This window comes from Pirellulimonas nuda, assembly GCF_007750855.1.
Classification (GTDB): Bacteria; Planctomycetota; Planctomycetia; order Pirellulales; family Lacipirellulaceae; genus Pirellulimonas; species Pirellulimonas nuda.
Map to the genome: position 1 here is coordinate 2,933,868 of NZ_CP036291.1, position 26,137 is coordinate 2,960,004.

23 protein-coding genes and 1 pseudogene are annotated in these 26,137 nt (G+C 63.9%); 20 read left to right on the forward strand and 4 right to left on the reverse strand.

The window, feature by feature from the left end:
- Positions 1–121: 121 nt before the first annotated feature.
- From Pla175_RS11665 to Pla175_RS27080, 3 genes are all read right to left on the reverse strand, one after another.
- Complete coding sequence (locus Pla175_RS11665; protein ID WP_197527453.1) at positions 122–898, reverse strand: IS5 family transposase; 777 nt, start codon at positions 896–898, stop codon at positions 122–124.
- 280 nt (positions 899–1,178) lie between these two features.
- Positions 1,179–2,432, reverse strand: coding sequence for an ISL3 family transposase (locus tag Pla175_RS11670; RefSeq protein ID WP_145284613.1), 1,254 nt, complete (start codon positions 2,430–2,432; stop codon positions 1,179–1,181).
- 457 nt (positions 2,433–2,889) lie between these two features.
- Positions 2,890–3,186 carry a BlaI/MecI/CopY family transcriptional regulator gene (locus Pla175_RS27080; protein WP_145284616.1) on the reverse strand — a complete coding sequence of 99 codons (297 nt, stop codon included), beginning with the start codon at positions 3,184–3,186 and terminating at the stop codon, positions 2,890–2,892.
- Positions 3,187–3,577: 391 nt separating this feature from the next.
- Between Pla175_RS27080 and Pla175_RS11680 the strand changes: the two genes are divergently transcribed.
- The gene (locus tag Pla175_RS11680; RefSeq protein WP_145284619.1) at positions 3,578–5,089 is read left to right on the forward strand and encodes a PcfJ domain-containing protein; all 1,512 of its coding nucleotides are present in this window, start codon (positions 3,578–3,580) and stop codon (positions 5,087–5,089) included.
- A gap of 389 nt (positions 5,090–5,478) precedes the next feature.
- Here Pla175_RS11680 and Pla175_RS11685 read toward each other — a convergent pair whose 3' ends face one another.
- Entirely contained in the window at positions 5,479–6,609 is a 1,131-nt protein-coding gene (locus tag Pla175_RS11685) for an ISAs1 family transposase (RefSeq protein ID WP_145284622.1), read from the reverse strand.
- 235 nt (positions 6,610–6,844) lie between these two features.
- Here Pla175_RS11685 and Pla175_RS11690 point away from each other — a divergent pair, with 235 nt between their 5' ends.
- From Pla175_RS11690 to Pla175_RS11780, 19 genes and pseudogenes are all read left to right on the forward strand, one after another.
- The gene (locus Pla175_RS11690) at positions 6,845–7,456 is read left to right on the forward strand and encodes an RNA ligase family protein (protein ID WP_261342829.1); all 612 of its coding nucleotides are present in this window, start codon (positions 6,845–6,847) and stop codon (positions 7,454–7,456) included.
- Positions 7,453–8,583, forward strand: a complete 1,131-nt coding sequence (locus Pla175_RS11695) for an AAA family ATPase (RefSeq protein ID WP_145284628.1) — start codon at positions 7,453–7,455, stop codon at positions 8,581–8,583. The genes Pla175_RS11690 and Pla175_RS11695 overlap by 4 nt, the downstream gene beginning before the upstream one ends.
- A gap of 193 nt (positions 8,584–8,776) precedes the next feature.
- Positions 8,777–8,944: an SEC-C metal-binding domain-containing protein gene (locus Pla175_RS11700; protein ID WP_145284631.1), complete on the forward strand. Its 168-nt coding sequence runs from the start codon at positions 8,777–8,779 to the stop codon at positions 8,942–8,944.
- 105 nt (positions 8,945–9,049) lie between these two features.
- The gene (locus Pla175_RS11705; protein ID WP_145284634.1) at positions 9,050–10,462 is read left to right on the forward strand and encodes a 3' terminal RNA ribose 2'-O-methyltransferase Hen1; all 1,413 of its coding nucleotides are present in this window, start codon (positions 9,050–9,052) and stop codon (positions 10,460–10,462) included.
- A gap of 36 nt (positions 10,463–10,498) precedes the next feature.
- A complete protein-coding gene (locus Pla175_RS11710; protein ID WP_145284637.1) occupies positions 10,499–10,759 on the forward strand; it encodes a DUF4160 domain-containing protein in 261 nt (86 codons plus the stop codon).
- Between the two features lie 10 nt (positions 10,760–10,769).
- Positions 10,770–11,021 (forward strand): DUF2442 domain-containing protein, encoded by a 252-nt coding sequence (locus Pla175_RS11715; protein ID WP_145284640.1) that lies wholly within the window; start codon positions 10,770–10,772, stop codon positions 11,019–11,021.
- 48 nt (positions 11,022–11,069) lie between these two features.
- Positions 11,070–12,026 (forward strand): nucleotidyltransferase domain-containing protein, encoded by a 957-nt coding sequence (locus Pla175_RS11720; RefSeq protein ID WP_145284643.1) that lies wholly within the window; start codon positions 11,070–11,072, stop codon positions 12,024–12,026.
- Positions 12,023–12,799 (forward strand): nucleotidyltransferase domain-containing protein, encoded by a 777-nt coding sequence (locus Pla175_RS11725; protein ID WP_197527455.1) that lies wholly within the window; start codon positions 12,023–12,025, stop codon positions 12,797–12,799. The genes Pla175_RS11720 and Pla175_RS11725 overlap by 4 nt, the downstream gene beginning before the upstream one ends.
- Before the next feature lie 106 nt (positions 12,800–12,905).
- Entirely contained in the window at positions 12,906–13,472 is a 567-nt protein-coding gene (locus Pla175_RS11730; RefSeq protein WP_145284646.1) for a hypothetical protein, read from the forward strand.
- 149 nt (positions 13,473–13,621) lie between these two features.
- On the forward strand, positions 13,622–14,071 hold the full coding sequence (locus tag Pla175_RS11735; protein ID WP_145284649.1) for an ATP-binding protein: 450 nt from the start codon (positions 13,622–13,624) through the stop codon (positions 14,069–14,071).
- On the forward strand, positions 14,061–14,480 hold the full coding sequence (locus Pla175_RS11740) for a tRNA(His) guanylyltransferase Thg1 family protein (RefSeq protein WP_145284652.1): 420 nt from the start codon (positions 14,061–14,063) through the stop codon (positions 14,478–14,480). Before Pla175_RS11735 ends, Pla175_RS11740 begins: the two co-directional genes overlap by 11 nt.
- Before the next feature lie 142 nt (positions 14,481–14,622).
- A pseudogene (locus tag Pla175_RS11745) lies at positions 14,623–15,875 on the forward strand (ISL3 family transposase).
- A gap of 69 nt (positions 15,876–15,944) precedes the next feature.
- Positions 15,945–16,364 carry a hypothetical protein gene (locus Pla175_RS11750; protein WP_197527456.1) on the forward strand — a complete coding sequence of 140 codons (420 nt, stop codon included), beginning with the start codon at positions 15,945–15,947 and terminating at the stop codon, positions 16,362–16,364.
- On the forward strand, positions 16,361–18,964 hold the full coding sequence (locus Pla175_RS11755) for a polynucleotide kinase-phosphatase (protein ID WP_145284658.1): 2,604 nt from the start codon (positions 16,361–16,363) through the stop codon (positions 18,962–18,964). Before Pla175_RS11750 ends, Pla175_RS11755 begins: the two co-directional genes overlap by 4 nt.
- A 534-nt stretch (positions 18,965–19,498) precedes the next feature.
- A complete protein-coding gene (locus tag Pla175_RS11760) occupies positions 19,499–20,101 on the forward strand; it encodes an Nramp family divalent metal transporter (protein ID WP_197527457.1) in 603 nt (200 codons plus the stop codon).
- Positions 20,102–20,166: 65 nt separating this feature from the next.
- Positions 20,167–21,297, forward strand: a complete 1,131-nt coding sequence (locus Pla175_RS11765) for an ISAs1 family transposase (protein WP_145284379.1) — start codon at positions 20,167–20,169, stop codon at positions 21,295–21,297.
- 23 nt (positions 21,298–21,320) lie between these two features.
- On the forward strand, positions 21,321–22,034 hold the full coding sequence (locus tag Pla175_RS11770; protein WP_197527458.1) for an NRAMP family divalent metal transporter: 714 nt from the start codon (positions 21,321–21,323) through the stop codon (positions 22,032–22,034).
- Positions 22,035–22,670: 636 nt separating this feature from the next.
- Positions 22,671–23,552, forward strand: coding sequence for a DUF6250 domain-containing protein (locus Pla175_RS11775; protein WP_145284664.1), 882 nt, complete (start codon positions 22,671–22,673; stop codon positions 23,550–23,552).
- Between the two features lie 168 nt (positions 23,553–23,720).
- A complete protein-coding gene (locus tag Pla175_RS11780) occupies positions 23,721–26,117 on the forward strand; it encodes a PDZ domain-containing protein (RefSeq protein WP_231954359.1) in 2,397 nt (798 codons plus the stop codon).
- Positions 26,118–26,137: the final 20 nt, after the last annotated feature.

The window sequence follows — 26,137 nt, forward strand, 5'->3', positions numbered from 1 at the left end:
GAGGCCTGATACCATTCCCCGCAACCAACCAGCGCTGCACTTTTACGGCGCCGGGCGCTGCACTTTTCGAATACCACTCACAGGCGGGCCGGCTTCGTTGGCTTCTGCTTCTTACCAGGCATCAAGGGACTCCTGAGGGTGGGCCCATTTTAAGGACTTCACCTGTCCGTGGAATCCGCACCACCTCAGCGGACGTGTTGCCGTGCTGCTTGATCTTCGCGTTCTTCCGTGGCGGGATGAACTGATGGATCGACTCGCTCTGCAAGTAGTCACGCACCTTCCACTGGTCGTAGGCCCCGTCGCCATAGAACGTCTGGACCTTGGCCTCGACCCGCTTCCAGAGCGGCTTGGCCGCGTCGCCGTCGTGCATGTTGGCGCCGGTCACGATCTGGGCGACGATCGTGTGCGACGCCGGGTCGACCACCAGGTGGACCATCCGCCACGTGCGTCGCTTGCCGACGCCGTGCTTCTTCACCTTCCATTCGCCTTCGCCGTAGACCTTGAGGCCTGTGCTGTCGATCACCACGTCGATCGGCCCCTTGGCCTGACGCACGCTGATCGAGACCTCCAGCTTGGCGGCGCGTTTCTGCAGGCTCGTGTAGTCGGGGATCGCCACTTGGGCCCCCATCAGCACCGCCAGCGCACGGCCGAATCCCTCGGTCTGTCGATACGGGAGCCGGAACAACTCACGGATCGTCAGCAGCGTCTCGACCGCAACGTTGCTGTAGATGAACGGACGCCCGACCTTCTTCTGGCCGTTCTGGTGTTCCCACACGTCGATCACCGCTTCATCGAACCAGAAGGTGATGTCGCCCTGATTGACCAACGACTCGTTGTTCTCCCGCCAATTCGTCACCTTGTAGGCAAGCTTCTTCAGCTTGCTAGCTGGCTGGCCCATCGTTCGCTCCGTCGATTTGATAAGAAAGGACTCCGTCCGGAAGCGATCTACGCAGCGTTTCAAGCGATTGTTCGACAAGGCCGGCGTGATGCGTTGTTGGTCGAAGGTTCGCGGTAGGGATTGAGGGGGTGGCACAGCGAACCCGGTGTGAGTTAGCCGAGTCGTTCCGCATCGTGCCCGTCTGGATAAAGCCTTGGACGGGCTGTGGTGTGTCGCTATAGCCAGGGAGGCCTGAGTCGCGGCCCTCTTCGACATCTGCGGCACTTATCTTTCGGCCTCCTCACCAGAATCTGTGGGTGAATTCCGGCTCGGGTAGGCTGCCGAGGTTGTGGTACAGGGCGATTTGGGCCGCTTCGTAGGTGCGGAAGCCGTACGATTTTCTCGTGGTCAGTTTTACCTTGTTGTTGAATCCTTCGACAACGCCCGAAGAGTAGGCCCCTTTGGCCCGGAACCAGTTGAGGATCAGCCGCCGGTGGCTGCGCAGCGTGCGGGCTACCTTCTTCATCGGTTCGAGTTGGCTACGCATCGTGCGGGTGCACCACTCGTCCAGGAACCGGCCGGCCCAACCCGGACTGACGTACTCCCAGAACCGCTGGAAGTCTCCTCGCAACAAGTGCGCCCTCACGCTCCGGAGGTTGTACTTCAGCAACTCGGACAGCTTCACCGTCTGCTTCTCGGTCAGGTTCTCCTTTCGCTTCAGCAGACACCACCGCGAGTGCTTGAGCACCGGCTCGTAGCCGTCGGCCTTCATCTGCTTGGCCTCCCCGGCACGGATCTCGTCGATCGCCCCATTCATCTTCTGCATGATGTGGAACCGGTCCAGCACGTGGACCGCCTGGCCCGCCCTCGCGGCGATCACCTTCAGGTAGGGCTTCCATCCGCCTTCGGCGGACACACGAACTTCAGTTTGCCTGAACGCTCCTTTCCCAGCACCTCGAAGAACCCCTCGAACGCCGCCTCGGTGCGGTCCCGACCGATCCACAGAAGCCGCTTGGCCCCCCTCGTCGATCTGGTAGACCAGCGTCAGGTACTTGTGCCCCTTCTTCCAGGCCACCTCATCGACTCCGATCGCTTCGATCCCTTCCAGGCCGCGGTGCGCCAGGCCCCACAGCACCGCGTGCCGCACCGAGCGGAACACGTTCTGCCATGAGGTGTCGAACGCCAAGGCCGTCCCCCTCCACGACAGCCGCTTTGCCCAAGCCGCCAGGAACCAGCGGTACGTCGTCGTCAGTTGGCTCTTCCCGTCACACCAAGGGACCCGCTCGACCTTCACCCCACACGCCGGGCAATCGACCCGCCGCATCGCGTACACCAAGAACACCGAAATCTGCCACAGCGGCACGTACGCGAACCGCCGCTCGGGCAGGCGGTCATACCCCGGACGCTTCTCGCCGCAGCCCGAGCACACCGCCTGGCCGTTGGCCCGTGGCGCGATCGGGACCTCAATCGCCTGCTGGGAGTCTGCCCAACGGGCTTCTTGGTACACGAACGACTTGTGCCGCTCGACGTGATTGAGGATAGTCTTGAGTTGCACGGCCGCGGGCCTTCGGGGGGATGGTGCTTCGCAACAACATCCTTAACCGATCCTCCCGTGGCCGTGTCTCTTTCGCACCCCCGTCCCCCTTCTTCCATCAGAGTTCGCCTGAGCCCTCCGTCTTCACCCTCGCATCGGCCCTCACCCCACGACGGCCGATGCGAGGGGGAAGGCGGAGGGGCGACACCCCTCTGTTGAGCCGGAGCTGAGGTCTGCCTCAAATGCACTCACCGTTTTCACCCACAGGTTCTGGTGAGGAACCATCTTTCGGGGCTGCGCAGCATGGCTTGAATGCACCTGCCTGGAAGATGAACAACGCTATTGCTTATGAGGGGTCCTCCGAGACGGGCGCCGTGCGTCCACGTCTTGCTGACGGGCCTTTCGGATCGTCGCTTCGAATCTGCGAGCTCTTTGGGGCTGAGCTTCTGCAGCCGCAGCCCCGGCGCTATGGACTCGCTCATCGCCCCGTCGCACACCCGAGCCACGAAATCGACGGCCATGCCCTCCGCGTCGCGATCGATCGCTTGATCACAGCTGAATAGACGTGGGTCATGCCGCGCCGCTTGCGACGCACCGGTCTCTTGTGGTTCAACCCCTGCAGCAGGATCGGCACCATCGCGTAGGCCGGCGGGACGTCGTCGGGCTCTGCAGTGTGGATTGCGTCAAAGACCTCGCGGACGGTCGCGCCGCCGACTTCCACAATATCTCGAGGGCTTGAAACTCGCAAACGGCAGGATCCGAAGGGGCATCGCATCACCTACGGGTTTGTCTGCAGTCCTTCGCCAGCTACTGGTCCGGCCGTAGATATCAAGCGTCGTGGGTGAGAAGTTCACCCTGGTCCCCGAAGCCGCCCAGCCCGGTGTTCTTGCCTCGAGGCACGGACCGTCTTTTCTTTGACGAACGCGGCGTCGGCCGTTTCGTCCGACCAGAGACGCGTGCGTCCGAGTTCGAATCCCGCTCCTGTGGGCGTGTAGTGCGCCGACGCCGTGAACCTTCGTCCGCTTGAGGGTGTCTCAAGCCGTATCGTCTTGTACCAGTTCAACGAAGAGGCGTCGATCACGTGAAGAATCTCACCTCCTCAGCAACAGCCATGCTCCACCTACGCCGTACACGGGCGACCCGCCCCTCTCCCGATTTCTCAAACCATGCGCCCAAAGAAACAAGCCACCGCCGTCGAACCAGACCGTGAGCTCCTGATCCACATCGGCAAACTCGGCCTTGGGTCGGTCGAAAGCTATCGCGCCTGGTGCGCGGAGCACGGGTTTGGGCAGAAGCTCAACAAGCACTGGAAGACGCGTTGCCGCGAACGCTACTTCGCGGCGGAGAACGCGGCCCGCGCCAGACTGAGGTCGAAGAAGCAAGAGACCCGCAACCCGCTCGCGACAGTCAAGGACATCTGCGCGGGGCGGCTTCGCGAGGGCGACGTCACGCAGCCTCAGCTCCTGCGGTTCTGTCAGGCGATCCAGGTCCGAAAGAAGGGGCCGCTGAACGAACGCCGGGTCCCGCGGCCGGAGTTGCTTCGTCTGCTCACTCATCTAGATGGCTGCCGCACGAAGTTCTTCGACAACGCTCCCGTGGCGCCCCGGCTGGGCTTCATTGAGGGGAACACCTACCTCGAGGCGCTTGTCTTGGTGGCGATTCACGCACGCGGTTGGCTGCGTCCGGTCGAGAGGTGGAAGCCGACCACCCGGAACGTGGGGCGTCAGTTCTCTTCTCTGCTGCGGCACTTATTCGCCAGGTACGACGACCTCCCGGCGTTCTTCGACGGGGTGTGGTTCGCCGGTCGCGGCGAAGCGGCGGCCGAGCACCGGCGTTGGTACGTGCACGTAGGAGGCGGACGCAGCATCCGCGACTGCAAGCTGCCGATCCCCTGCACCAAGAAGATGGCCCACCACTTCATGCGGGCGCCCGGCGACCTGAGCGTGCCGCACGCGCTGCAATGGGGACAGGTCCGCGCCCTAGGGGGCGACGATCGGCTCGCCCGAGCGGTCCTCGGCACGCGGCTCGCCGAGTCGTTTGAGCACCAAGCATTCTGGGCGACCGTGCTTAGGTGGTTCATCGCGCATCCGATGCTCGACCGCGCCCACATCGGCCCGATTGTCGACTTCCTCCACCACCAGAAGTTTGTTCCGGAGAGGGTCTTCATCGCACCCGGCCGGAGGGAAGAGTCGCCGCCGCCTCAGCCGCATCTCACGATGAAAGGGCGCACGCCCGAGTCGCTGCTGCGGCAGGTCAACCGATGGCACGGCCGACTGGCCCACGACAACTCGCTGCAACTGCGCCAATGGGCGCCGTGCGGCATCGAGGCGTTCGAGTTTACCGAGGGCGCGCTCAGCGGGGGCAACCTGCGGGTATGGACGATCCGAGAACTGCTCGGCTCGAAGGCGTTGATGGCCGAAGGGCGGCAGATGAAGCACTGTGTCGCCACGTACGCCTCGTCGTGCGCCAGGGGCCATTGCTCGATCTGGACGATGGAGGTCGAGTCGTTCCAGGGGACGTCAAAGGCGCTGACGATCGAAGTGCGTAGCAACACGCTGACCATCTGCCAGGCCCGCGGCAAGCTGAACCGGCTGCCTACCGAGAAAGAACTCGGCGTCCTTGCGCGCTGGGCTTCTTGTGTTGGTTTGAAGGTCGCCGGGTACTTGGGCGCGCGCTGAGAGGCGCCGCCCTCTCATGGAAGCGCGGCCACCAACCTGGGCCGTCCGATCTTTGTGCGGCTCGCATGGGCAACGGCCACCAGACCGCCAGTCTTCATGGCTGCGAATGCTCGCGCCTTGCTTCGGCGTCGCACGGTTCTTGCCACGGTCCTGCGGCGATCCAAGCTCTGCATTTGGAGCGAACTTCCGAGTGCTACGGCTTGTCCTTCCGCCAGCGTATAGCGGAAGTTGGTGAGGATGGCGTCTTTTGCTCCTTCCGAGTGGGGTATGCTGAGGGCGCCCCAAACACGTGCTGGGGCGATGGCCGTCGGTGAGATTAACGGGCAAGAGAGTTTAACGCGGCAGGAAGTATGCGATGGGCGCCTCGCACAGGGCGATTGCACGTTAACTCATGCCCCGCAGAGCACTTCGAGTCGGTACTGATCGCTCCATGCCGCGGTGAGGCGTTTGTTCTTTACGCCGAGCTTTCGGGAGGTGTTGTTCTTGAGGAGGCTCAGCGCCGTTCTGCGCAGCAGGCTGAGGTTGGCGTCGGCGTGTCCCTTGCGGACGCGGCATTGGTCTTCGCCGAACGTCACGTCGAGCTGCCAGTGGAGTGAGTTCTCGATCCCCCAGTGGCCGCGCACCGCCTCGGCGAACTTCTTGCCGCTCATGTAGCGGCTAGTGATGTAGTAGCGCGTGTCGAATGTCTGTGCGCCGTCGCTATGGGTGGTGATGCGGACCGCCATGCCGATCGCCTTGAGCCCACGCCACTTCTCACGCTCGGGAAACCCCTCCGGCAGCTTCGTCAGGTAGTAGTAGCGGTCTTCCTCGCGGCCGTGCCCCTTCTCGTGCGACTCGTGCCGTCGGCACGCCACGTTCCGGCAGTCGTCTTCCAGTTGCGCGGTGAAGAACGCATCGATCGCTTCGCACAAGTTCGGTTGGTTCCCCTTGGTCGCCAGCACGTAGTCGCCGCCCCCTTCGACGATCCGCTCGGCGATCTCCCGTTGACACCCCATCGCGTCGATGGTCACCAAACACCCCTTGATTTCCAGCATCTCAAGCAGCCTTGGGATGGCTGTGATCTCGTTGCTCTTGGCGTCGGTGACGACCTGCCCCAGGGCGATATGATTGGCGGTCGCCCAGGCGCTCACCATGTGGATCGCCGCCTTGCTGCTCGCTGCGTCGAAGCTGCGCCGCAGCGTCTTACCATCGATCGCGATCACCTGGCCGTCGGTGACCTCATGCAGCGCGGTGACCCAGCTCAAGAAGCACTTCTCGAACTCGGCCGGGTTGAGGGCCGCGAAGACCGCGTTGAAGCGGTCGTGCGAAGGCACGCCCGCCGACAGGTCCAAGAACTTCGCCAGCCACCCTCTCTTCTCCCTCGACCACGCGGCGATCGACACGAAGTCGTCCGCCCCGCTTAGGACCGCGCACAACGCCATCACCACAACGTTCACCAACGGGTAGATCGGCTCACGCCGACGCGGATCGGTTAGCCCCTCAAAATGCCTCGCGATCCCTGCCTCGGAAACCTCGCCCACAACAATCCCTCCGACAAGAACGCAAACATGACGCAAGCGGCGCTCCCAACGAAATCATGTTCGACTCGCCGTAAGTCTCGCAGACTACCCAGCGTGGCGCAATCGCCCTGGCGCCTCGCACGGACAGTTCGTTAAGTATCCCAGGACGCCGCACCTGTTCGGCTCCCGCGGCAGCGACGACGACAAGCACCTGTCCGAGCAGGCCTCGCTCACGCTGCTCGCGCGCGAGTCGCTGATTGTCGAAGAGAAGCTGGATGGGACGAACGTCGGCATCCACTTCGACGGTTCCGGCCAGCTCGTGCTGCAATGCCGGGGGCATCTCATCACCGAGGGGATGCACCCACAATACGACTTGTTCAAACAGTGGGCCGTGGTAAAGCGTGGGGCCCTCGAAGACCGTCTCGGCATTCGCTACATCTTGTTCGGAGAGTGGGTGTTCGCGAGGCATTCCATCCACTACCGGCGGTTGCCGCACTATTTGTTCGAGTTCGATGTTTACGACAAGCTAGCAGCGTCGTTCCTCTGCCTGGATCGTCGGTTGCAGCTGCTCGCCGGGGCCGGCGTTCCGACGGTTCCGGTGTTGCACCGCGGGCCGGCCACACGCGCCCAACTGGCGGAGCTGATCGGTCCTTCGCGGTACCACAGCGAGTTTGACAACCCGTTGACTCGGCAAACCGACAGCTTGATGGAAGGGCTCTACCTACGGACGGAGGGCAAGGACGCCGTCACGGCGCGGGCGAAGTTTGTGCGGCCTGAATTCACTGAGCGGGTCAAGCAGAGCACGCATTGGCAGCACCAGACGTTGACGCCGAACGGACTCGCCGAAGGGGCGGACATCTGGTCATGAACTGGACCGATCTCGCGAACGCACCGATCGAACAGGTTGTCGCCTGGGCCGGGCAGCAGCCGTGGTCCGGGGCGATGCGCGCGTGCTTGCAAGACGCCGACTGGCACGCCGAAGGGGACGTGTGGACGCACACCCAAATGGTCTGCGCCGAGTTGTCGCAGATCGGGGAGTGGGCCGACTTGCTCCCGCAAGAGCGGACCGTCTTGAGCTTCACCGCGCTGCTGCACGATGTCGCCAAACCGCTAACGACGCGGCTCGACCCCATCACGGGCCGAACCACTTCGCCCAAGCACGCCGTGAAGGGAGAGCATGTCGCCCGCGGCGTGCTGCGGGGCCTGGGTTGCCCGCTGGTGCTCAGGGAGGAGATCGCCAGAATGGTCCGCTACCACGGCAGGCCGGCTTTTCTGCTGGAGCGGACCGATCCAGCGAGCGAGGTCGTGCGGCTCTCGTGGATGGCGACCAACCGGCTCCTGTTCCTCATTGCCCTGGCGGACACGCGGGGGAGAACGACTGCCGAGACGACTCGGCCAGAGGAGAACCTTCACCTCTGGAGAATGGTCGCCGAGGAGCAGGGCTGTTATACGCACCCGTTCCGTTTCGCGAACGACCAGGCACGCTTCTTATTCTTCCGCGAGCCCTCCCCTTCCCTGCACTACGCGCCGCACGAGCAGTACAAGGCCTCGGTCACCATGATGTCGGGCCTACCGGGCAGCGGCAAGGACCGTTGGCTGGCGGTTCACCGGCCCGGTACGCCAGTCGTGTCGCTCGATGGCATCCGCAACAAACTGAAGATCGACCCGTCCGATGACCAAGGAGCGGTCATCCAGGCCGCGCGAGAGCGGTGCCGCGAATTGCTCCGAGCGGGCGCCTCGTTCGCGTTCAACGCGACCAACGTGATCCGGCAGACCCGGCGGCGCTGGATCGACTTGTTTGCCGACTACGGCGCCCGAATCGAACTGGTTTACATCGAGCCGCCGCTAGCAACGGTCATCAAGCAGAACGCTGATCGAGCCTCCGCGATCCCAGAAGCAGTCATCCACCGACTGGCGGCAAGGGTCGAACCGCCAACCTGGGGGGAGTGCCACAACCTCGTGCAGCTCGAGGGGGCGGAAGCGACGAGTCGGTAGGCGGCAGGAGAGGATGGAACTGATGCGTCTCTTCAAGAGGCGCCGTCAAGTAGTCGACAAGCACATTGGGGATTTCATGCTCCGAACCCGCGCCGCCAACGGCTTGTCCTCTCAGGCGTCCGCCAATCCCCTCCCACACCAAGGAGTCCTGCCGTGTCCAAGCAACCCCAATGCGAATACTCCTTTCGAGCCGATGAGCAAACGCCGTCGGGGCTACCCTTCTGAGACGCGGGTCAAGGTCGGCGTGCGCGTCGTTCATGGCGACAAACTGCTCGAAGAGAAGCTGGGGCGGAACGACTCTTGCCCGTGCGGCAGCGGGCAGCGGTTCAAGATTTGCTGCCTACGCTCGGGCCGCTTTTGACGGCGAGAACCGCGGGCACTACTTTTAGAGACAAGTGAAACCCCGGCGGGGCCCGCGTCGAAGCGCGGGCCCCGCGCTGGTTCTGGGCCCACTGGGACGCGCACGATGCTGCTGACCATTTCTACCACGCACCATCCGGCGACCGACCTGGGCTACTTGCTCCACAAGCACCCCGACCGCTGCCAGTCGTTCGAGCTGAATTTCGGCAAGGCGCACGTCTTCTACCCGGACGCGAGCGACGAGCGCTGCACGGCGTGCCTGCTGCTCGATATCGATCCGGTCGGCCTGGTGCGCGGCAAGGGCAACTGGCAGAGCGGGCCGCTCGACCAGTACGTCAACGACCGCCCCTACGTCGCCTCGTCTCTCTTGAGCGTGGCGATCTCCAAGGTCTTTAGCTCGGCGCTCTCTGGAAAGTCGAACGAGCGGTCCGACGCGGCCGCCCGGCCGCTGCCGCTCATGGCGCGGCTCGACGTGCTGCCGGTGCGCGGCGGCGACGACCTGCTGCGGCGGGTCTTCGAGCCGCTCGGCTACCAGGTCGACGTGACGCGTTCGCCGCTGGACGAAAAGTTCCCGGAGTGGGGCGAGGGGCCCTACTTCTCGGTCGAGCTGAAGCAGATCATCACCCTGGCGCGATTGCTGCAGCACCTGTACGTGCTGATCCCTGTCTTCGACGGCAAGAAGCACTACTACATCGGTCCCGACGAGGTCGAGAAGCTCCTCTCCAAGGGGGAGGCGTGGCTGGCGGACCACCCGGAGCGCGAACTGATCACCAGCCGCTACCTGCCCAGGCGGCACAGCCTCATCCGCCAAGCCCTGGCTCGCTTGGCCGAAGAAGACGCGGTAGAGGTGAGCGAAGAAGAGCCGGCTGCGGAGCCGTCGGCGCCGCAGCTCGCCGATCGCCAGCCAAGCCTGCACGAACAGCGGATCGGCTCGGTGCTGGCGGCGCTGCGCGCTTCGGGCGCCAAGCGGGTGCTCGACCTTGGCTGCGGCGAAGGGAAGCTGCTCCGCGAGCTGCTGGCCGACAAGCAGTTCACCGAGATCCTTGGGATGGACGTCTCGGTACGGTCGCTGGAGGTCGCCCACCGGCGGCTCAAGCTCGATCGGCTCCCAGAGAGGCAGCGCGAGCGGGTTCGCCTGATCCACGGCGCCCTGACCTACCGCGACAGCCGGCTAGCGAACTTCGACGCCGCGGCGATCGTCGAAGTGGTCGAGCACCTCGACCCGGCGCGGCTGGCCGCCTTCGAGCGGGTCGTCTTCGAGCACGCCCGCCCGCGGACCGTGGTGCTCACCACCCCCAACCGCGAGTACAACGCGGTATGGGACTCGCTCCCCGCCGGCGAGATGCGGCACAGCGATCACCGCTTCGAGTGGACGCGGGGTGAGTTTGAGGCGTGGGCGGGGGATGTGGCGGAGCGGTTTGGGTACACGGTGCGGTTCCTGCCGGTCGGCCCGGAGGACGCGGTGCATGGGGCGCCGTCGCAGATGGGGGTGTTTGAACAAGCTCCATCCGCGTCGTAACGACAATCCTCGGATGGCGCCGGAGAGCGCGGGACAATGCCAACCATCAGCCGCTACTACGGGGTCGTGATCCGCATGTACTTCGACGATCACCCGCCGAAGCACTTCCATGCCTACTACGGCGAACACGCGGCCAAGATCGCCATCGAAACACTTGAGGTGATCGAGGGCCAACTTCCTCGACGCGCGTTGGCAATGGTTCTAGAATGGAGCGAGTTGCACCGCGACGAACTCCGCGCCAATTGGCGTCTTGCCGACCTGCATCGACCTCTCAACCCTATCGAACCTCTGGAATAGGAACTTCACGATGCCTCGTGTCGTCAAGGTCGAGCCGCGTGCGGACTACTGCCTGTACGCCAAGTTCTCGGACGGCGTCGAAGGAGAGGTCGACTTGTCGCAGCGCCTGTTCGGCCCCGTGTTCGAGCCTCTTCGCGAAGTCAGCCTGTTCAATCAGGCCAGCATCGACGAGTACGGCGTCATCTGCTGGCCGAACGGCGCCGACTTGGCGCCTGACGCGTTGCACGCTCAGCTCTTGGCGGCGGTTTCGGTGCAACGTTAGCGAGAGTTGGCTACGTGTTGTCGTGGACCTGAGACCGAGCGCAGCGAGATGGCTATTGGCGACCGCGTCCACACCAGCCCGAACCTCATCTACTCAGTAGGAACCCAGGTCGTTGCGCTGAAGGAGGTGCACGGGTCCGACGGGAGGGCCGTGCATCCCGCGGGCGCCGTGGGGGTGGTGATCCGCGCGCCGCGGGACCGGCAGCATTCGTACCGCGTGCGGTTTGTTGACGATTTCGAGGCGCCGCTGCACCACGACAACCTGATGCAGCTCGCGGAGTACAAACAGGGGAAGATCGCCGACTCGAACCAGGCCCTCGCAACGCACGGGCTGTTCGACCGTGTCATCTACCGCTGCGTGGTCGGCTCGCGGGCGTTTGGGCTCGACACCGACGCGTCCGACACGGACCGCCGCGGCGTCTACCTGCCGCCGGCCGAGCTGCACTGGTCGCTGTACGGCGTGCCGGCTCAGCTCGAGAACGACGCCAACGAAGAATGCTACTGGGAGCTGCAGAAGTTCCTCGTGATGGCGCTCAAAGGGAACCCGAACATCTTGGAGTGCCTCTACACGCCGCTGGTCGAGCACGCCACGCCGCTCGCGCAGGAGCTGCTGGCGATGCGCGACGCGTTCCTCTCGCGGCTGGTCTACCAGACCTACAACGGCTACGTGATGAGCCAGTTCAAGCGGATGCAGGCCGACCTCCGCAACCAGGGCCGTCTGAAGCCGAAGCACGTGATGCACCTCATCCGTCTGCTGCTGTCGGGCATCCACGTGCTCCGCGAGGGCTTCGTGCCGGTCGACGTCGGCGAGCACCGCGACGGGCTGTTCGCGATCAAGCGTGGCGAGATGCCGTGGGACGAGGTCGAGGCTTGGCGGAAGCGGCTGCATGCCCAGTTCGACCGGGCCCTGGCGGAAACGGACCTGCCCGAACGGCCCGACTACGAGCGCGTGAACGCGTTTATGGTGCGGGCGCGGCGGCTGGCTGTGGCTGAGGAACTGCCGTGAACGCACAGACAATCGACTACAACAAGCTCCAACGTCAAGTCGACGCCCACCCCTACCCGCTCGTCTTCGCGACGATCAGCGGGGCGCACTTGTACGGATTCCCCTCTGCCGACTCTGACTTCGACCTGCGCGGCGTTCACCTGTTGCCGCTGGAGCAGGTGGTGGGCCTCGACGGGCCAGAGGGCGGGGGAAGCGACACCGTCGAGAAGGAGGGCGTGCACGACGGCATCGAGATGGACCTGGTGACGCACGACGCAAAGAAGTTCTTCGGCCTGATGCTGAAGAAGAACGGCTACGTGCTGGAGCAACTGCTTTCGCCGCTGGTGGTCTACACCACGCCGGAGCACACAGAGCTGAAGGCTATCGGCAAGGACTGCATCACTCGCCACCACGCCCACCACTACCTTGGGTTCGCAGCGACGCAGTGGAAGCTGTTCCGCAAGGACGAGCCCCCCAAGGTCAAGCCGCTGCTGTACGTCTACCGCGTGCTGCTGACCGGCATCCACCTGATGCGGACCGGCAAGGTCGAGGCAAACCTGCTGACGCTCAACCAGTCGGCCAAGCTGACGTACATCGACGAGCTGGTCGAGCGGAAGCTGGCCGGGCCGGAGAAGGGTCGGCTCGACGCGGCGGACGTTGAGTTCTATGAGCGGGAGTATGGGCGACTGGTTAGCGAGCTAGAGGTTGCGATGGAAAAGTCGTCGCTCCCGGAGCTGGCGAGCGGACGAGATGCGCTGAATGACCTACTCCTGCGTCTGCGGCTCCGTGGGTAATACCGCCAACGGCACTGGGCGGAACGTCCAGGAGCCTCGCTCGGCGTCGCGCTCCGCTGCTACAATCGGGTTGTGGCAGTCCGCCACTCACGTCCAGGATTGAACGATGCACACCGCCAGCAGGGTCTACGCGATGCTCGGAAACGAAACGCTGTGGGACGCTGCGCTCGCGTCGCATGCCGTGTTGGGCGCCGCCGGGCTGCCGCACGCGGTGCTTGGCGGGGTGGCCGTATGCCTGCACGGTTACAGGCGCAACACGGTCGACGTTGACCTGCTCGTGCGTTCTGGGGACGCCGATGCAATCCGCGGCGCGCTAACATACGCGGGTTGGCGCTGGGATGCCGACCAGAAAGAGTTCGACTCGCCCGCGGGTATCGTTTTGCAGTTCCTGCTAGCCGGCGACAAGGCGGGCGCCGGTTCGGAGGTCCGACTGCCGGACCCTGCGGATGAAGAATCGGTCACGCAGATTGAAGGGTTACCCGTATTAACACTGGCGCGGTTGATCGAATCGAAGCTCGCCTGTGGCCAGGGAAACGCCCGCCGAATGCACAAGGATTTCGCCGACGTAGTCGAGCTGATTGCGATGCACAAGCTGCCGCGATCGTTTGCGCGGAAACTGCACGCATCGTTGCGGCCCGCGTTTCTGGAACTGTTAGACCGCGTCCGTAGTTAGTCGAGGGCGGATACATCGGGGCAATCGGGATGCGTGAAGTTCTAGACGATGCGTCGTGTCGCCTTTCCTGCTGTCACTGTACGGTTCAATGCGTCCGCCATATCGCAAGGGCATCTAAAGGCAGCGCTGTCAATTTCTCTGAGTGATGAATGGAAGCCGCTATCTTCATCGGGCTCCAAGCGTCTGGCAAATCGTCGTTCTACCGCGAACGCATGTTCGACTCCCATGTGAGAATCAATCTCGACATGCTGCGCACCCGACACCGCGAAAGACTGTTGATTGCGTCCTGCCTTGAGGGGAAGCAGCCATTTGCGATCGACAACACGAACCCGACGCGGACTGAGCGTGTCGGGTATATCCAGGGAGCAAAGGACGCAGGCTTCCGCGTTGTCGGCTACTACTTTGCCTCCAAAGTCGATGAGTGCAAGCAGAGGAATAGCCGGCGCTCTGCGGATAAGGTCGTCCCGCTCAAAGGCCTTCTGGGGACCTACGGCAGACTCCAGCTGCCTGAATGGCGAGAAGAATTCGACGAGTTGTACTACGGGTCAATCGACGAGAACAACGCATTCATCGTAAGTGAGTGGACCGATGAAGTTTGACGAGCTCGACAGCAGGATGAGGGTGTTCGAGACCGCGCACGATCATTGCGTGTTGTCTGGCATCTACATCGTCGTGCGGCTGGATGGCCGCAGCTTCACCAGGCTCACGAAGGAAGTGCAAAATTTCGAGGCGCCCTTCGACGTGCGATTCCGTGACGCCATGGCGGAGACGGTCGAGCACCTGATGGACTGTGGGGTCCGCATCACGTACGGCTACACCGAGAGCGATGAGATCTCGCTTCTGCTGGACCGCGACGCCGACGCTTTCGGAAGAAAGGTCCGAAAAATGGTTCCTCACCAGAACCTGTGGGTGAAAACGGTGAGTGCATTTGAGGCAGACCTCAGCTCCGGCTCAACAGAGGGGTGTCGCCCCTCCGCCTTCCCCCTCGCATCGGCCGTCGTGGGGTGAGGGCCGATGCGAGGGTGAAGACGGAGGGGCTCAGGCGAACTCTGATGGAAGAAGGGGGACGGAGGTGCGAAAGAGACACGGCCACGGGAGGATCGGTTAAGGATGTTGTTGCGAAGCACCATCCCCCCGAAGGCCCGCGGCCGTGCAGCTCAAGACTATCCTCAATCGCGTCGAGCGGCACAAGTCGTTCGTGTACCAAGAAGCCCGTTGGGCAGACTCCCAGCAGGCGATTGAGGTCCCGATCGCGCCACGGGCCAACGGCCAGGCGGTGTGCTCGGGCTGCGGCGAGAAGCGTCCGGGGTATGACCGCCTGCCCGAGCGGCGGTTCGCGTACGTGCCGCTGTGGCAGATTTCGGTGTTCTTGGTGTACGCGATGCGGCGGGTCGATTGCCCGGCGTGTGGGGTGAAGGTCGAGCGGGTCCCTTGGTGTGACGGGAAGAACCAACTGACGACGACGTACCGCTGGTTCCTGGCGGCTTGGGCAAAGCGGCTGTCGTGGAGGGGGACGGCCTTGGCGTTCGACACCTCATGGCAGAACGTGTTCCGCTCGGTGCGGCACGCGGTGCTGTGGGGCCTGGCGCACCGCGGCCTGGAAGGGATCGAAGCGATCGGAGTCGATGAGGTGGCCTGGAAGAAGGGGCACAAGTACCTGACGCTGGTCTACCAGATCGACGAGGGGGCCAAGCGGCTTCTGTGGATCGGTCGGGACCGCACCGAGGCGGCGTTCGAGGGGTTCTTCGAGGTGCTGGGAAAGGAGCGTTCAGGCAAACTGAAGTTCGTGTGTCCGCCGAAGGCGGATGGAAGCCCTACCTGAAGGTGATCGCCGCGAGGGCGGGCCAGGCGGTCCACGTGCTGGACCGGTTCCACATCATGAAGAAGATGAACGAGGCGATCGACGAGGTCCGCGCCGGGGAGGCGAAGGCGATGAAGGCCGACGGCTACGAGCCGGTGCTCAAGCACTCACGGTGGTGTCTGCTGAAGCGGCCGGAGAACTTGACTGAGCAGCAGACGGTGAAGCTCTCGGAGCTGCTGAGGTACAACCTGCGGAGCGTGCGGGCGCACTTGCTGCGGGAAGACTTCCAGCGGTTCTGGGAGTACGTCAGCCCGGGTTGGGCCGGCCGGTTCCTGGACGAGTGGTGCACCCGCACGATGCGTAGCCAACTCGAACCGATGAAGAAGGTAGCCCGCACGCTGCGTAGCCACCGGCGGCTAATCCTCAACTGGTTCCGGGCCAAAGGGGCCTACTCTTCGGGCGTTGTCGAAGGATTCAACAACAAGGTAAAACTGACCACGAGAAAATCGTACGGCTTCCGCACCTACGAAGCGGCCCAAATCGCCCTGTACCACAACCTCGGCGCCCTACCCGAGCCGGAATTCACCCACAGATTCTGGTGAGAAGGCCGAAAAATAAACTCTATTCTAGCAGGCGAAGCAAGCGCAAAGTTCTCTCTGCTGCTCGGCGCCGTGGCTTGCTTTGACTGCCGAGTATCGCAGCTCCCGACCCGCGGCGATGTCGTCGACTACTTCCGCTGGCGAAACGAGGACGCCCACAGGAACGCTCTCAACGCCTGCTGCTACTGGTCGCTCCGCAAAGAGGGGAGCAGCACGCAAGATGCCACAAAGGCGTTGATGAATCTCTCGGTCGCCGACAAGAACGAGCTACTCTTTCAACGCGGCATCAACTTCAACGAGATCCCGAGCTGGCAGAAGCGAGGCATCGGAGTGGTCTGGGAGGATTACGAGAAGCACGCCGTGAACAGACAAAGCGGGCAGCCGGTTACCGCGGTGCGTCGTCGGCTGCGTCGCATCCTTGATCTGCCGATGCGGGATGAGTACAGCGAGTTCATCACGGGACTTCTCGGAGTGCGCACGTCGTCAGAATGACAAAGCTTTCCCTCCCCAACCTCTCCCTCGTCCTCCTCATCGGCCCCAGCGGCGCCGGCAAGAGCACCTTCGCGCGCCGGCACTTTCTGCCGACAGAAGTCCTCTCTAGCGACGCATGCCGCGGCCTGGTCAGCGACGACCCGAACAACCAAGCAGCAACAAACGACGCCTTCGACGTGCTGCACTACATCGCCGCCAAGCGGCTGGCGGCCGGGCGGCTGACGGTGGTCGACGCCACCAACGTGCAGCCCGAGGCGCGGCGGCCCTTGATCAGCTTGGCGCGAGCGCACCACGTGCTGCCGGTCGCCATCGTGCTGAACCTGCCCGAAGAGGTCTGCATCCAGCGTAACCGCGGCCGGGCCGACCGCGACTTTGGGCCGCACGTGATCCGCAACCAGCGGTCGCAGTTGCGTCGTTCGCTTAAGGGGCTCAAGCGTGAGGGCTTCCGGCACGTGTTCGTGATGGAGAGCCCCGACGAGGTCGATGCGGCCACGATCGTGCGCGTGCCGCTGTGGAACGACAAGCGGGACGAGCACGGCCCATTCGACTTCATCGGTGACGTGCACGGCTGCTGCGATGAGCTGGAGGCATTGCTCACTGAGCTGGGCTATCGAGCTGCGCCCGCCGCCGACCCCAATCCGCCTTGGGCGGGGTTGAGCTATGCCCATCCCGATGGCCGCAAGGCGGTCTTTGTCGGCGACTTGGTCGATCGCGGGCCGCGGGTGGTCGATACGCTCAGCCTGGTGCGGAACATGATGGCTGCGGGCGCCGCGCTGTGCGTCCCGGGCAACCACGACGTCAAGCTGCTCCGCAAGCTGCGCGGCAAGAATGTGCAGCTCACGCACGGCTTGGCAGAGACGATGGCAGAGATCGACGCGATCCCAGAAGGATCGAGGGCGGGGTTCTGCCGAGGCTTGGCAGATTTTCTCGATGGCCTTATCAGCCACTACGTGCTCGACGACGGCAAGATCGTCGTCGCGCACGCGGGCATGAAGGAGTCGATGCAGGGACGCGGATCGGGCAAGGTGCGCGAGTTCGCCCTCTACGGCGAAACGACCGGCGAGACCGACGAGTTCGGTCTGCCGGTCCGCTACCCCTGGGCCTCTGAGTACCGCGGCGCCGCGATGGTGGTCTACGGGCACACGCCGGTCCCGGCGCCCGAGTGGCTGAACAAGACGCTCAACATCGACACCGGCTGCGTGTTCGGCGGCGCGCTGACCGCGCTGCGTTACCCGGAGCTCGAGACGGTCTCCGTCCAAGCCCTCCAGACCTACTGCGAGCCTGCGCGGCCGTTCTTGCCCGACGCGCAGCGGGCCTCGTCGCTCGGCCTGCAGCAGGAGCACGACGACCTCTTGGACCTCGCAGACGTGATCGGCAAGCGGATCGTCTCCACCCGGTTGCGGCCCAACATCACCATCCGCGAGGAGAACGGGACGGCCGCACTCGAGGTGATGAGCCGCTTCGCCGCGGACCCTAGGTGGCTGGTCTACCTGCCGCCGACGATGTCGCCCTCGGAAACCAGCGCGAAAGAGGGCTACTTGGAGCACCCCGAAGAGGCGCTCGCCTACTACCGCAGCCAGGGGATCGCGACGGTCGTCTGCGAGGAGAAGCACATGGGCTCGCGGGCGGTGGTTGTCGTCTGCCGCGACGCCGAGGCCGCCGCACGGCGGTTTGGCGTCCAAGGCGAGGCGGGGGTCATCACCACACGAACCGGACGCCGGTTCTTTAGCGACCCGCGGATCGAGGAGGCCCTGCTGGGACGCGTCCGCGATGCGCTGACTGCCGGGCGGTTCTGGGAAGAGCACGTCACAGATTGGGTCGTGCTGGACTGCGAGCTGATGCCTTGGTCGGCGAAGGCCCAAGAGCTGCTCAAGAACCAGTACGCCGCGGTCGGCTCTGCGGCCACGGCCGCCCTGCCGCAGGTGGTCAGCGCGATAGCGCAGGCGGCCGATCGACTCAGCGGAGAAGAACGGGATTTGCTCGTGGGCCTGCGCGAAGACTTCCAGCAGCGCGGGCGTTCTGCCAGCCGTTTCGTCGACGCCTACCGCCACTACTGCTGGCCGGTCGATTCCGTGGACGACCTCAAGCTGGCCCCGTTCCACGTGCTGGCCAGCGAGGGACGCGTCCACGTTCAGCAGGACCACCGCTGGCACATGCAGACGCTCGCGGCGGTCTGCACGCACGACCCGCCGGTGTTGCTTGCGACCCCGTACCGGGTCGTCGACGTGACGGCCCCCGCCGAAGTCGACGAAGCCGTCCGCTGGTGGACCGAGCTGACCGATGCCGGCGGTGAGGGGATGGTCGTCAAGCCGCTGGAGTTCATCGCCCGCGGCAAGAAGGGCCTGTTGCAGCCCGCCGTCAAGTGCCGCGGCCGCGAGTACCTGCGGATCATCTACGGCCCCGACTACACCCGCGAGGCGAACCTGAAGCGGCTCCGCAGCCGAGGGCTCGGCGGCAAGCGGTCGCTTGCCCTCCGCGAGTTTGCGCTGGGGATCGAGGCCCTGGAACGCTTCGTCCGCCGCGAGCCGCTGCGCCGCGTACACGAGTGTGTGTTCGGCGTGCTGGCGTTGGAGAGCGAGCCGGTCGACCCGCGGCTATAGGCGGGGGGATGGCTTCGGCGATGTCTTCAGCACTGAGGGCATCGGAGTACGCGGAGCTGGGCGCGGTTCACGCGCCGGCGCAGCGTCCCCTTGGGGCGCCCTGCCACCGACACGATCGTCCCAGCCCCGGCTGCGACACTAGATCGGTAACCATCCAAGGCGACCCTTGGCCGAGTGTGTGCCTGCCTAGCGGATCGCTCCGCGTTCGCACTCGGGACAGCTCCGCGAGGCAGGCCACGATTGCAGTTTTTGGCTGCGGCGGACTTTCGCATCTTGCGGGCAGAGACCCTGCGATGCGTTTCCGAGCGACAGGCTTGCCCACCGAACCGCGCAGGGAAAGACTGCTAGGTGCAGCTCGAGATAGTTTCTAGGAACCGCGGGGCAAGCAACGGCATTCTCGCTTCGATGGCGGAGTGTGCAGCACTCGCAGCACTTCAGAGGGGGTTGCCGTTGTCGCCTTGCTGCGGAAGGAGCTGAGGTCTTAAGATTCATCTTCCACCCCGCTGCAGAGCGCCGAACCGTCGAGCCTACCAAGTGAAAGAACGAAGCTCCGTCTTCCAGGCGTTGGGAAAGCTGCCGGCCCAGTTGTTGCCCGGAATCTCTCTGCTTGGCTTTAACATCGGCACGGGGAGCGTCACCGCGATGGCTAAGGCGGGCGCCACTTACGGCATGTCACTGCTGTGGACCATCGTCGCCTCTTGCCTGACGACGTATCTTCTGATCGAGGTTTACGGCTACTTTACTCTGGTCACTGGCGAGACGGCGTTGTCCGCATTTCGTAGGCACATCCATCCGGCGGTCGGCGTCTTCTTTATTTTCGCCTTGGGAACCGGCGTTTGCGGGAGCGTGATGGGCGTGATGGGGATCGTGTCAGACGTTTCCTGCGAATGGTCGAAGGCGTTCATTGACGGCGGCATCGCTCCGATCTATTTCGCCGTCTTTTTCGTGACGCTTGTTTATTGCATCTTCCTGAGCGGCCGCACCCGAGTCTTTGAGCTGTCCATGGCCGTGATCGTGGCCGTGATGGCGGTCTGCTTCCTCGTGAGCTCGCTGATGGTCTTGCCGCGTCCTGCAACCATCCTGCAGGGCATGGTTCCACGGCGATTGCGCCAAGCTAGGCAATATGCGACCCTCTAGGCAAGCCGGCGTTTGGAATGGCAGCAGGTGTTGCCTGGCGGCCGGCGGGACCTGGAGGGATGGGCATGGGCGCCAAGGCGAGCGTGCGGATTGCGGAGCATTTCGAGGGCCTCACCGACCCGCGTCGGCGTGAGGTGACCTACCCGCTGGTGAACATCGTGGCGATGGCGTTGTGCGCGGTGCTGAGCGGGGCGGACGACTTCGTGGCGATCGCCGACTGGTCGCGGGAGAAGAAGGATTGGCTGGCGAGATTCTTGGACATGAGCAGTGGGGTCCCCTCGCACGACCGCTTCAACGCGGTCTTCGCGGCGATCAAGCCGGCGGAGTTCGAGAAGTGCCTGCTGAGCTTCATCACGGCGTTGCACGAGGTGACCGAAGGGCAGGTGATCGCGATCGACGGCAAGACCTTACGGAGGAGCTTCGACGCGGCGAGCAGCAAGGCGCCGATCCACATGGTCAGCGCGTGGGCGTCGGCCAATCACATCGCGCTGGGGCAGGTGGTCACCGACGCGAAGAGCAACGAGATCACGGCCATTCCCAAGCTGCTGGATATCCTAGAAATCCAGGGGTGTTTGGTGACGATCGATGCGATGGGCTGCCAGCGGGAGATCGCCGAGCAGATCGTCGTGGGAGGGGGGGACTACGTGCTGGCGGTCAAGGGGAACCAGCCCAAGCTGCACACAGCGATCAAGGGCTTCTTCGCCGCCCACCTCGAAGACGATTGCAGCGGCATCGATTGCCGCCGCTCCGAGTCGCACGAGAAGGGGCACGGCCGGCAGGACGATCGCTACTACTACTTAGCGAAGCTTCCGGACGGGTTCGACGAGGGGAGCAAGTGGCGCGGGCTCAAGGCGATCGGCCTGGCGTGCCGCATCACGACCCACGCCGACGGAACGCAGACGCACGACACCCGCTACTACATCGCCAGCCGCTACCTCAGCGGCCAAAAGTTCGCCGACGCGGTCCGTGGCCACTGGGCGATCGAGAACGCGTTGCACTGGCAACTAGACGTCACCTTCGGCGAAGACCAATGCCGCATCCGCAAAGGCCACGCCGACGCCAACTTCAGCCTGCTGCGCAGGACAGCGCTGAGCCTGCTCAAGAACAACACCTCACGCAAGCTGGGCGTCAAGAACAAACGCCTCGCGGCCGCATGGAGCGACCAGTATCGGCTGGAAGTCCTGTGCGGGAGGTGAGTTATGGTGCGATCGCCCTGGGCATGGTTCCCAGTCTCCCGGAGCTGCCGGAGAAGCTGGGGAGCGGGCGGTTTCTGGTGATCGCCTTGATGGTCGGCACCACGGTCTTTCCGGGGCTGTTTATCCTTCGCACGACGCTGGTGAAGGAAGCGGGGTGGACGCTCAAGGATCTCGGAAAGCAACGCCGGGACGCCGCCGTGTCGGCAACGCTGATGTTCGTGATTAGCGGCGCGATTATGGCGACGGCTGCGGGAACGTTGTTTGTGAAGGGCGTCGGGCTCTCCCAGACATCGCAGATGATCACATTGCTGGAGCCCCTGGCCGGCGCCCTGGCGACGTCGTTATTTGCTGTTGGCATCATGGCGGCCGGCGTATCTTCGCAGTTTCCCAACGTGCTCATGCTTCCGTGGCTGCTCTGCGATTTCAGCGACTCGCGGCGGGATATGACTCTGCTGAAGTGTCGGGCAATGGTGCTGGCGGTTTCTCTACTCGGACTGGTTGTGCCGCTTTCCCACGCTCCGCCGGTATTTGTCATGATCGCATCGCAGGCGTTCAATGCGTTGCTGTTGCCAGCGACGGTCGCTTGCATCCTGTACCTGGGGAACCGGAAGCAGCTCATGGGCGACTTCAGGTTTGGCGGAGCGACGAACCTCATGCTGGTCGCGATCTTGGCTTTCTCCTTCGTCACCACCTGGATAGGGCTGTCTGCTCTCCGGGGGCTGATCGACAGAGGCTGAGAATGCCCCACAAGTATCCAATCGCGCTGCCGACCTGCTCTGTAGGCCACGGCGCAATCGTCGAGGCGACTCAGGCGCCCAGGCCGCGTCCTGCTACGCGGCACGGAGGTCAGGTCGGCCTGCTCGCGCGCTGCGACCAGGCGCACGTTGAGGCGGCGCAGGGGTGAGGGACATAGGGGCGGCTTAGAACGGTCGGCGAAACGGCGGCCGCAATGCCGCGCAGGTAGTTGCGGCCCACAGACTCGGGACGCCGGGTATTCGCCGCAGAGTTCAAGCAGGCAGCGGCGTAGAAGCTGCGGGATGGTCGCACGGCTAGTTGGGTAGCCGAGCGCTGGGGCCCGCCGCCCGCCAACTTCTGTCTGTCGCCATGGACCACGCTGGGCCTGTTCAAGGATACCCCCGGAACCAACGTCGGCCTCAGAATCAATCGACTCACTGGCGCTTCGAGAGACCAGGTGTCTCTGCTCAGGCTGGCAGTCTTGCACCATGAGCCTCGTTCCCGGAGAATCCTCTAATTCCCCTGGCAATGGTGGGGGCGCGAAGACTACTCAGTCGGCAGCGCATCGCGGTCACTCGTCGCAATCCAAGTTCACGACGCTCGGATCCCGGCCAGGTTCGGCGCCTCGAGGTAAAGCCATGAATTGGGCGTTTCTGCTCTCGAGTTTTGTTGCGTTTGCGGCGGCAGCGAATGGCTTTGCCGCGGAATCCAAGCCGGAGGTGCTCGGCCACGGCGTGGGCCTGTTCAACGTCGGTGCGCTGGTGGCCCAGGACGATTTTGCAAACCTGGACCGCTGGGTGATCCAGGTCCAGGAGCGATCCGGTTTCCCGCCGGTCAAGGTCACATCGCGTAACAACTCGCTAGATTGCCTGCTGCCGGGCCGCGGCTGCACGGCATGGTTCAAGCAAGAGCTCTCGACACGCGTCGCGATCACGTACGACGTGCTTTGCCCGACGCCGGAACCGGCAATCAAGGGGGTCAAGCCGCGCGACATCAACAACTTCTGGTTGGCCTCGGACCCGATCGATCCGGTCGACGGCCTGTTCGACGCGAGCCGTTACAGCGGAAAGTTCTCGACCTACGACAAGATCCACGGCTACTACGCCAGCACCGGCGGCGGCAGCGACGCCGCCGCCAACCTGACGACCCGCATGCGACGCTACCCGCGAGAAGTAGCCGGCAAGCCGGCCGAGCACCTGGCCCTGAACGACAAAGACAAGAATCCAGAGTACCTGATCACGCCCGACAAGGTGATGCGCGTGCAACTCGTCGCCTACGACGACGCTATCCAATACATCGTCGATGGAAAGCTCGTCTATGAGGTCGCTGAGGGCGACAAGGTTCAGGTCGAAGGACGGGACGACGCGGGCAGAACCACGGCAAGCGACGCGGTCTACAACGTGGCTCGGTTCCCGGTGTACCGGAAGGGGTACTTTGGGTTTCGTATGGTGGGAACGCACCACATCTACACGAACTTCCGAGTTTATGCGTTAGAGCCCGCGACGCCCGACGGCAACTAACGACGCCGCGCCACCGGCAGGACGCTTTGACCCTCAACGCGTACCGATCGACGTTCCACAACCGGGTTGTTGATTTCCCGATCGTCCGCAAGCAACATTAACCTCCAGCATCGGTACAACACCCGCGAAGACGACATGCTAGCGCTGCGAAACCACGATCGCTCTACGATGCTGACTTGCTGCTTGTTGGCCCACCTCCTGGCCAACCCAGCTTCAGCAGAATCGTTCTACGTCGCCACCGACGGAAGCGATACGAATCCAGGCACGCTCGCGGAGCCGTTCCAGACCCTGGAAAAGGCAAAAGCAATGGTGCGTGCCGCACTGCCCTCCGCGACGCAACCCATCCAGGTCTGGGTGCGAGGCGGGACCTACTACCTCGCACAGCCGCTTGCGTTTGGCCCAGAGGACTCGGGGACCGCCAAGGCCCCCGTCTCCTACTCGGGCTACGCCAACGAAACCGCTGTGTTGAGTGGGGCGATAAGGCTAACGCCGAGATGGAGCACCCATTCCGACAGCATTCAGGTGGCGAGCATTGGCCCGGGGCTGGCGATCGACGCGCTGTTCGCAAACGGCGCCCAGCAAGTGATGGCGCGCTACCCCAACTACGACGCTCAGACTACCGTCCTCAACGGCTACGCGAGCGACTCGATCAGCAAGGCCCGCGTCTCGACCTGGAAGGATCCGACGACAGGGTTAGTCCGCGGCTTGCATCATGGGCGATGGGGCGGGCAATCGTACAAGATTACGGGGGTGAGGTCGGACGGACAGCCGACGCTCGAGTGGGTCGGCGACAACAATCGCGGCAGCAGGCTCCACGCCGAGTACCGGATGGTCGAGAACGTCTTTGAAGAGCTCGACGCACCCGGGGAATGGTTCTACGACCGGACGGCCGGGAAGCTATACTTCTACCCGCCGGAAGGTTTGGACTTGTCGGCTGCCGTGATCGAAGCGGCTTCGGCCGAAGAGCTGATCCGCGTTGTGGGCAGCAAGGAGTCGAAGGCCGGCCGCCTGACGTTCTCAAACCTGACGTTCGCGCACACCCACCGGACGCTCTTTACCCGCCCCTACGAGCCGCTGCTGCGTAGCGATTGGTGCGTCGCGCGCGCCGGCGCCGTATTTGTCCAAGACGCCCAGCGGGTGACGGTCTCAAACTCGGTGTTCGACCGCATCGGCGGCAACGGCGTCTTCTTTAGCGGCTACAACCGCGATCACCTCGTGACCCAGAACGAGTTCCTTGAGCACGGCGCCACGTGCGTCAGCTTCGTCGGCCTCCCCTTGGCGGTGCGCGACCCCGGGTACTGGGACGATTTCCCGACCACGATCCGGGACGAGACCCCGGGTCCCAAGACCGACGACTACCCGAAAGACTGCGTCGTGAGTTTCAACCACATGCAGAACAACGGGCGCTTCGAGAAGCAGACTTGCGGCGTGAACCTGTCCATGGCGGAGAGCATCATCGTTAGCCACAACACCGTGCACGGCAGCCCCCGTGCAGGCATCAACGTCTGCGACGGGACCTGGGGGGGCCACCTGATCGAGTTCAACGACATCTTCGACTGTGTGCGGGAGACCAGTGACCACGGCCCCTTCAATTCTTGGGGTCGAGACCGCTTCTATGCGCTGGGGGGCTACAACCACAACGGCGGGCGGGGCGCCGAAAAGCGGCCCTACGCGTTTCTCGACGCCTGGAAGACCACCGTGCTCCGCAACAACCGCGTCCACTACGACGAGCCCACGTCGTATGGCATCGACCTCGACGACGGCTCGAGCAACTACGAGATCTACAACAACCTGCTGTTGAACACCGAGATCAAGCTGCGGGAGGGGTTCGACCGTAAGGTGTCCAATAACATTATGGTCAACAAGCAGGCGGAGTTTCACGTCTGGTACGACCGCTGCGGGGATTCGTTCCTCAGGAACATTGTCGTTAACCGCACCGCCTACAACACGAAGTACCTGAGATCGGGGCGAGCGGACGCGCTCGAGGCCGCCTTGGACTACAACGTCTTCTACAATGGCGGCAGCGACGTCGTCGTGGGCGACCGTGGTTGGGAGCGGGCGGGGTGGGACGTCCACTCGGTGGTTGGCGATCCGATGTTTGTTGATCCGGGCAAGCTCGACTACTCGGTCGGCCCGGGTTCCCCGGCGCTGAGACTGGGCTTCGTTAACTTCCCGATGGATCAGTTCGGTAAACCGGGCGCACCCCAGCCAGACCCCATCGAGTTCGTCGAAGCGTCGACGGCCGCCTCGGACAGCACCCCGTTGATGGGGGCGCGCATCGCCAGCATCAACGACATGTCGATCCAGTCGGTGCTGGGGGCGCCCGACAAGCAGGGCGTCTACTTTGAAGCGGCGCCCCCAGGCAGCTACGCCGCGGAGCAGGGCTTCCGCAAGTCGGACGCGATCCTCTTCGTAAACGGCACGCCGGTGACGACCCTCAAGAGCTTCCTGCAGATGTACAACGCCCTGGATCCCGGCGCGAAGGTCTCAATCGTCCTGCTGCGCAACCAACACGAGACGCAGTTCAACTTTGTCAAGGAGACCGCAGACAAGAGCGCGGAGTAGCCGGGATAGGCCCTGTGCAA